The sequence below is a fragment of the Streptococcus halitosis genome (genome assembly GCF_027691175.1).
In the GTDB taxonomy this organism is placed as follows: Bacteria; Bacillota; Bacilli; order Lactobacillales; family Streptococcaceae; genus Streptococcus; species Streptococcus halitosis_A.
Genome location: NZ_JAQFBD010000009.1, coordinates 1 through 7,701 on the forward strand (window position 1 = coordinate 1; position 7,701 = coordinate 7,701).

5 protein-coding genes are annotated in these 7,701 nt (G+C 40.7%); all 5 read left to right on the plus strand.

Translation table 11 applies throughout. The annotated features are described in order from the left end of the window. Window positions 1-1,341 (plus strand): SspB-related isopeptide-forming adhesin (locus PG086_RS09595; protein WP_270748832.1); only part of this gene is annotated, 1,341 nt, incomplete at its 5' end. 132 nt (window positions 1,342-1,473) lie between these two features. Then, window positions 1,474-2,001 (plus strand): FUSC family protein, encoded by a 528-nt coding sequence (locus tag PG086_RS09600; RefSeq protein ID WP_213988890.1) that lies wholly within the window; start codon window positions 1,474-1,476, stop codon window positions 1,999-2,001. A 76-nt stretch (window positions 2,002-2,077) separates the two neighbouring features. Continuing rightward, window positions 2,078-2,434 (plus strand): transcriptional repressor GlnR, encoded by a 357-nt coding sequence (gene glnR, locus PG086_RS09605; protein WP_007522286.1) that lies wholly within the window; start codon window positions 2,078-2,080, stop codon window positions 2,432-2,434. Window positions 2,435-2,470: 36 nt separating this feature from the next. Continuing rightward, window positions 2,471-3,817, plus strand: coding sequence for a type I glutamate--ammonia ligase (glnA, locus tag PG086_RS09610; RefSeq protein WP_001122897.1), 1,347 nt, complete (start codon window positions 2,471-2,473; stop codon window positions 3,815-3,817). 291 nt (window positions 3,818-4,108) lie between these two features. Beyond that, a partial coding sequence (locus PG086_RS09615; RefSeq protein WP_270748837.1) for an LPXTG-anchored SHIRT domain periscope protein occupies window positions 4,109-7,701 on the plus strand: 3,593 nt, incomplete at its 3' end.

Here is a 7,701-nt window from a genome sequence, read left to right on the forward strand (position 1 = left end):
ACGGTTGTTGGTCGTGTCTTGAATGATGGGGCGACTTATACAAATAACTTTACCTTGACAGTCAACGACGCCTACGGTGTTAAGTCAAACATTGTTCGTGTAACGACTCCAGGTAAACCAAATGATCCTGACAATCCAAATAACAACTACATCAAGCCTTTGAAAGTTAACAAGAACAAGCAAGGTGTGAATATTGATGGCAAAGAAGTTCTAGCTGGTTCAACCAACTACTATGAACTCACATGGGATTTGGACCAATACAAGGGAGATAAATCTTCTAAAGAAGCGATTCAAAATGGTTTCTACTATGTGGATGATTATCCAGAAGAAGCCTTAACCCTTCATCCAGAATTGGTTAAGATTCGTGATCTAGAGGGCAATCTTGTACCAGGTATCAGTGTTCAACAATTTGATAGTTTAGAAGCTGCTCCTAAGAAGATTCAAGAGCTGTTGAAGAAAGCAAACATCACTGTTAAAGGTGCTTTCCAACTCTTCTCAGCTGATAATCCAGCCGAATTCTACAAGAACTATGTAGCAGCAGGAAAATCATTGCTCATCACAGATCCGATGACAGTTAAACCTGAATTTGGTCAAACGGGTGGTAAGTATGAAAACAAAGCTTACCAAATTGATTTTGGAAATGGCTATGCTACAGAAGTAGTTGTCAACAATGTACCGAAAATCACACCTAAAAAAGATGTGACAATCAGTATGGATCCAAGCAGTGACAATATCGATGGCCAGACTATTCCATTGAACCAGTACTTCAATTATCGTTTAATTGGTGGTTTGATTCCACAAAATCATTCTGAGGACTTGAGTGACTATAGTTTTGTAGATGATTATGACCAAAAAGGTGATCAATACACTGGAAACTATAAAGTTCTTGCCAAGGTTGATATCCGATTGAAAGACGGTCGTGTTATCAAGGCAGGGACAGACTTAACCGCTGAAACACAGGTTGAACATGATCAAGATAAGGGAATGATTACCATTCGCTTCAAGGAGGAATTCCTTCAAGAGATTCAGTTGGATTCTCCATTCCAGGCTGAGACTTATATTCAAATGAAACGAATTGCTGTCGGAACTTTTGAAAATACCTATGTAAATACTGTGAACAAAGTTGCTTACGCTTCAAACACAGTTCGTACTACAACGCCAGAACCTAAGAAACCAGAGGAGCCAACAACTCCTAATTCTAATCCAAATCCAAAAGGGAACCCTACTCTACCTCAAACAGGTACAAATGATTCAAGCTACATGCCATATCTTGGTCTAGCAGCTTTAGTAGGAGTTTTAGGACTTGGTCAGTTGAAACGAAAAGAAGACGAAAGCAACTAATTTCTGGAAGTTAAATAGAAAAGAGGAACTCTGTTTCCTCTTTTTTATAGCCTAAATTAAAAACGCTTCCTATTGATTTTTACTCATAAAATCAACTGATTTATGTTAAAATGGTAGTAGAAAGTTGAGATTATGAGTTATTTTAAAAAATATAAATTTGATAAGTCACAGTTCAAACTTGGTATGCGGACTTTTAAAACGGGAATTGCCGTTTTTCTAGTTCTTTTGATTTTTGGCTTTTTTGGCTGGAAAGGTCTTCAAATCGGTGCTTTGACAGCGGTTTTTAGTCTGAGGGAGAGTTTTGATAAGAGTGTCCATTTTGGGACTTCACGTATTCTAGGAAATAGTATCGGTGGTTTCTACGCCCTTATCTTTTTTTTCTTAAATACCTTATTTCACGGAGCTTTTTGGGTGACTTTGGTGGTTGTTCCAATCTGCACTATGTTAACCATTATGACAAATGTGGCCATGAATAATAAATCAGGGGTTATTGGTGGTGTAGCAGCTATGTTAATCATTACCCTATCAATACCGAGCGGTGAAACAATTTTGTACGTGTTTGCGCGTGTATCGGAAACTTTCATGGGAGTTTTTGTCGCAATTCTCGTAAATTATGATATTGATCGTATTCATCTCTTTTTAGAGAAAAAAGAAAAATAATGTTACATTTTATAACATTATCGATTGACGTTTGTTTTTTTTTAGACTATAATAGACAGAAGGAAGGGAATTGTAAATGAAGGAAAGAGAATTTCGCCGAAATATGGCTGTTTTTCCTATCGGCAGTGTTATGAAATTGACCGATCTCTCGGCGCGTCAGATTCGTTATTATGAAGATCAAGAGTTGATTAAACCTGATCGAAACGAAGGGAACCGTCGCATGTATTCGTTGAATGATATGGATCGTCTGCTTGAAATCAAAGATTATATCTCTGAAGGTTACAATATCGCTGCCATTAAGAAAAAATATGCTGAACGTGAGGCGAAGTCCAAGAAAGTGGTGAGTCAGACGGAGGTGCGTCGCGCACTTCATAATGAACTCCTCCAGCAGGGACGCTTTGCTTCAGCACATTCACCTTTTGGTCGCGGTTAGGCAATCGCAAGTAGTCATATATTAAGGAGAAAAACCATGCCAATCACAGCTGCAGATATTCGTCGTGAAGTCAAGGAAAAAAATGTTACCTTTATTCGTCTCATGTTCTCAGATATTTTGGGAACGATGAAAAACGTCGAAATTCCTGCTACAGATGAACAGTTAGATAAAGTCTTGTCAAACAAGGCTATGTTTGATGGATCTTCTATTGAAGGTTTTGTACGTATCAATGAGTCAGATATGTACTTGTACCCAGACTTGGATACATGGACAGTCTTCCCTTGGGGAGATGAAAACGGAAGTGTTGCAGGTTTGATCTGTGATGTCTATACAACAGAAGGTAAACCATTTGCAGGTGACCCTCGTGGCAATTTGAAACGTGCTCTTCGCCATATGGAAGAAGTAGGATTCAAATCCTTCAACCTTGGACCAGAGCCAGAATTCTTCCTATTTAAACTGGATGAAAATGGGGATCCGACTCTTGAGGTAAATGATAAGGGTGGCTACTTTGATTTGGCGCCTACAGACCTTGCGGATAATACACGTCGTGAAATCGTTAATGTCTTGACCAAAATGGGATTTGAAGTGGAAGCAAGTCACCACGAGGTTGCGGTTGGACAACACGAAATTGACTTCAAGTATGATGAAGTCCTCCGTGCTTGTGATAAGATTCAAATCTTTAAACTCGTTGTTAAAACGATTGCTCGTAAACACGGTCTTTACGCAACCTTTATGGCGAAACCAAAATTTGGTATCGCTGGATCAGGTATGCACTGTAATATGTCCTTGTTTGATGCAGAAGGAAACAATGCCTTCTTTGATCCAAATGATCCAAAAGGAATGCAGTTGTCTGAAACGGCCTACCATTTCCTTGGTGGTTTGATCAAGCATGCCTACAACTATACTGCCATCATGAACCCAACAGTTAACTCATACAAACGTTTGGTTCCAGGTTATGAAGCGCCTGTTTACATTGCTTGGGCTGGTCGTAACCGTTCGCCACTTGTGCGCGTACCAGCTTCACGTGGTATGGGAACTCGTCTTGAGTTGCGTTCAGTGGACCCAATGGCAAACCCATACATCGCTATGGCGGTTCTTTTGGAAGTTGGTTTGCATGGTATTGAAAACAAAATCGAAGCACCAGCTCCTATCGAAGAAAATATCTACATCATGACAGCAGAAGAGCGTAAGGAAGCTGGAATCACTGATCTTCCATCAACTCTTCATAACGCCTTGAAAGCTTTGACTGAGGATGAAGTGGTTAAGGCTGCCCTAGGTGAACACATCTACACTAGTTTCCTTGAAGCCAAACGTATCGAGTGGGCTAGCTATGCGACCTTTGTTTCACAATGGGAAGTTGATAATTATCTTGACTTATATTAAGAATATAAAAAGATTGTCTGATTGGGCAATCTTTTTTTGTTGAAATGAGACTACAACTATAATGTTATGATTAGCAGAGAAGACTATTCTTTATAAATAATACAAAAAAGTATTTTTGGAAGTTTTACGGCACCATCTGTTAATATGTTGAAACAAATAATAGTATAGGGATACGGGGAAATAATTTTTTTCTGTATTTCCTTTAAATTGAAATAGTTTTATGTTAGAATGAGGTGAACATTTCTTTTTAAAATGATTGTATACAAATCATTTTTAGTTTGGAGGTTAATTATGAAATGGAGAAGAGGCATGAAAGTGCCGTTTTCTACTAATTTAGGTAGAAAAACAAAGGCCTATATTGGCCTGATTATTTTACTTTTTTCTATTTTTCTTCTTCCGGTTCAGTCTTATGCTGCATTAGAAGAGATTAAAAATGGAACGGATATCTCTACCTTAGATATTCGTAAGTTTAATTTAAATATTAACAATGCTAGTGTTTTATCTAAATCACAGTCTGTTGATCAGTTTCATCTATCAAATCCCCATTATGAATATCTAAGTGGGGGTGCTTATCCAGGTGAGATGGAAAACTTTACTCTTAAAGTAGATAAAAGTAAAAAGCAAGATCAAGTTTTTGAAAATCCTTTATCTCTAAAATTTACAAATATTGGTAACATTCACGGAAAGCAAGTAGATGCTTACTTAAAATTTAATAAGGTAACTCTTCACTACCTCAATACTGCACAAGCAAGGTCTGAGATGGATAATACTCAAAAATCTACTGTCGAATTTTTCTCAATCTCAGAATTGTGGGAAAAGAGTGCCTTTGAAATTGGGAATGTTCCTTATGTAGATGCAAATCATGACTACATCATGAATAAAGCGTTTTGGATTGATGCTGATGTTACAGCAGAAATTCGCTATGCTGATGGGACAGAAACAGACTTGAAATTGGTCATGAAACCAACAGATATTGATGCAATTGATGCAAACAATTTGAAGGAAACCTTCTATGTTAAAAACTATAAGAACGATGTGAACCTTCGATTAATGAACAATGCCAATGTCTTGCGACAGGAAGAAACAAGTGATCATACTTCATGGATTGCTACACAAAGTACAAATGGTAGTAATGCTGAAAATAACATCTCGGGCTTAGCTCTTCGATCAAATAGTAACAGCATGAATTTCGGTTATTCATCAACGGAAACCTGTTCGGCTGTATTTGGGCTTTATGTCGAAAAGATTGACCCAAGTCCAGTCCTAGAGGTAGAACCTACTGAGATTCCAGCTAAAGAGGGGCAGGATGTAACTTATAAGGCTACTTTTAAAGTTCCGGTTCCAGGTAAAGACCTTTTAGCAGCTCCATCATCTATTGAAATGGTTCAAAATTTTGATGATCGCTTGGACTATAAAGAACTTAAAGTTGAATCAGGTGGAGTGACTCTGCAAGAAGGACGTGACTATACGATTGAGAAGTCAGGTCAAACAGTTACTGTTAAAATGACACCTGAATACATAAAATCAAATTCTGCCGCTGAGATTATTATCACTTATAAAACAGCTACAAACAAAAAAGTGGAAGAAAAGGGACCTGAAAAAATTAACAACACTGTAACCTTGCATGTTGATAACTTATCAGCTCCTTCTAATCAGGTGAGCACTGCTCTTCTTTACGAAAAACACCATGAATTTGTCAGTGGAACTCCAGGTAAAGAGTTGCCACAAGAAGTGAAAGACTTGCTTCCAGCAACAGAAAAGGATTTACCTAATGGCAGTCAAGTAACGCCAACACAACCAAGTCAAACGGAAGTTAAGACAACTGAAGGTACATGGAGTTTCAAGTCCTACGATAAGACATCTGAAACCATCAATGGAGCAGACGCACACTTCGTAGGCACCTGGGAATTCACCCCAGCTCCAACCTACAAGGCGACACACGAATTTGTCAGCGGAACTCCAGGCAAAGAGCTTCCACAAGAAGTAAAAGCCTTGCTTCCAGCAGACCAAACAGACTTGAAAGACGGCAACCAAGCGACTCCGACGCAACCAAGTCAAACAGAAGTTAAGACAGCAGAAGGCACCTGGAGCTTCAAGTCCTACGACAAGACATCCGAAACCATCAATGGAGCAGACGCACACTTCGTAGGCACCTGGGAATTCACTCCAATCCCAACCTACAAGGCGACACACGAGTTTGTCAGTGGAACTCCAAGTAAAGAGCTTCCACAAGAAGTGAAATCCTTACTTCCAGCAGACCAAACAGACTTGAAAGACGGTAGTCAAGCAACGCCAACGCAACCAAGTCAAACAGAAGTGAAGACAGCAGAAGGCACATGGAGCTTCAAGTCCTACGACAAGACATCCGAAACCATCAATGGAGCGGATGCCCACTTTATCGGTACTTGGGAATTCACTCCAGCGCCAACCTACAAGGCGACACACGAGTTTGTCAGTGGAACTCCAGGCAAAGAACTTCCACAAGAAGTGAAATCCTTACTTCCAGCAGACCAAACAGACTTGAAAGATGGTAGCCAAGCAACGCCAACGCAACCAAGTCAAACAGAGGTTAAGACATCAGAAGGTACATGGAGCTTCAAGTCCTATGACAAGACATCGGAAACCATCGATGGAGCGAACGCACACTTCGTAGGAGCCTGGGAATTCACCCCAGCGCCAATCTACAAGGCGACGCACGAGTTTGTCAGTGGAACCCCGGGCAAAGAGCTTCCACAAGAAGTGAAAGCCCTGCTTCCATCAGATCAAACAGATCTAAAAGATGGAAGTCAAGCGACTCCAACGCAACCAAGTCAAACAGAGGTTAAGACATCAGAAGGTACATGGAGCTTCAAGTCCTATGACAAGACCTCTGAAACTATTAATGGAGCGGATGCCCACTTCGTAGGTACATGGGAATTCACCCCAGCCCCAACCTACAAGGCGACGCACGAGTTTGTCAGTGGAACTCCAGGCAAAGAACTTCCACAAGAAGTGAAAGCCTTACTTCCGTCAGACCAAACAAACTTGAAAGATGGCAGCCAAGCAACACCAACGCAACCAAGTCAAACAGAAGTGAAGACCGCAGAAGGCACATGGAGCTTCAAGTCCTATGACAAGGCATCAGAAACCATCAATGGAGTGGATGCCCACTTTATCGGTACATGGGAATTCACCCCAGCTCCAACAGTGACTCATAAAGCAGTTCACGATTTTGTCAGCGGAACTCCAGGAAAAGAGCTTCCGCAAGAAGTGAAATCCTTACTTCCGTCAGACCAAACAGACTTGAAAGACGGTAGTCAAGCAACGCCAACACAACCAAGTCAAACAGAAGTGAAGACGGCAGAAGGCACCTGGAGCTTCAAGTCCTATGACAAGACATCGGAAACCATCAATGGAGCAGATGTTAAGTTTGTAGGCACATGGGAATTTACAGCAAGCCCAGTTCCAACAGTGACTCATAAGGCAGTTCACGAGTTTGTCAGCGGAACCCCAGGTAAAGAACTTCCACAAGAAGTGAAAACCCTTCTTCCAGCAGACCAAACAAACTTGAAAGATGGCAGTCAAGCAACGCCAACGCAACCAAGTCAAACAGAAGTTAAGACCGCAGAAGGCACCTGGAGCTTCAAGTCCTATGACAAGACATCGGAAACCATCAATGGAGCAGATGTTAAGTTTGTAGGCACATGGGAATTCACCCCAGTTCCAACAGTGACTCATAAGGCAGTTCACGAGTTTGTCAGCGGAACCCCAGGTAAAGAACTTCCACAAGAAGTGAAAGCCCTTCTTCCAGCAGACCAAATAGACTTGAAAGATGGTAGCCAAGCGATTCCGACGCAACCAAGTCAAACAGAAGTGAAGACCGCAGAAGGCACATGGAGCTTCAA

Coding starts and splice junctions, on each gene's coding strand:
- PG086_RS09600 (WP_213988890.1), top strand. CDS start 1,474: ATGAGTTATTTTAAAAAATATAAATTTGATAAGTCACAGTTCAAACTT.
- glnR (WP_007522286.1), top strand. CDS start 2,078: ATGAAGGAAAGAGAATTTCGCCGAAATATGGCTGTTTTTCCTATCGGC.
- glnA (WP_001122897.1), top strand. CDS start 2,471: ATGCCAATCACAGCTGCAGATATTCGTCGTGAAGTCAAGGAAAAAAAT.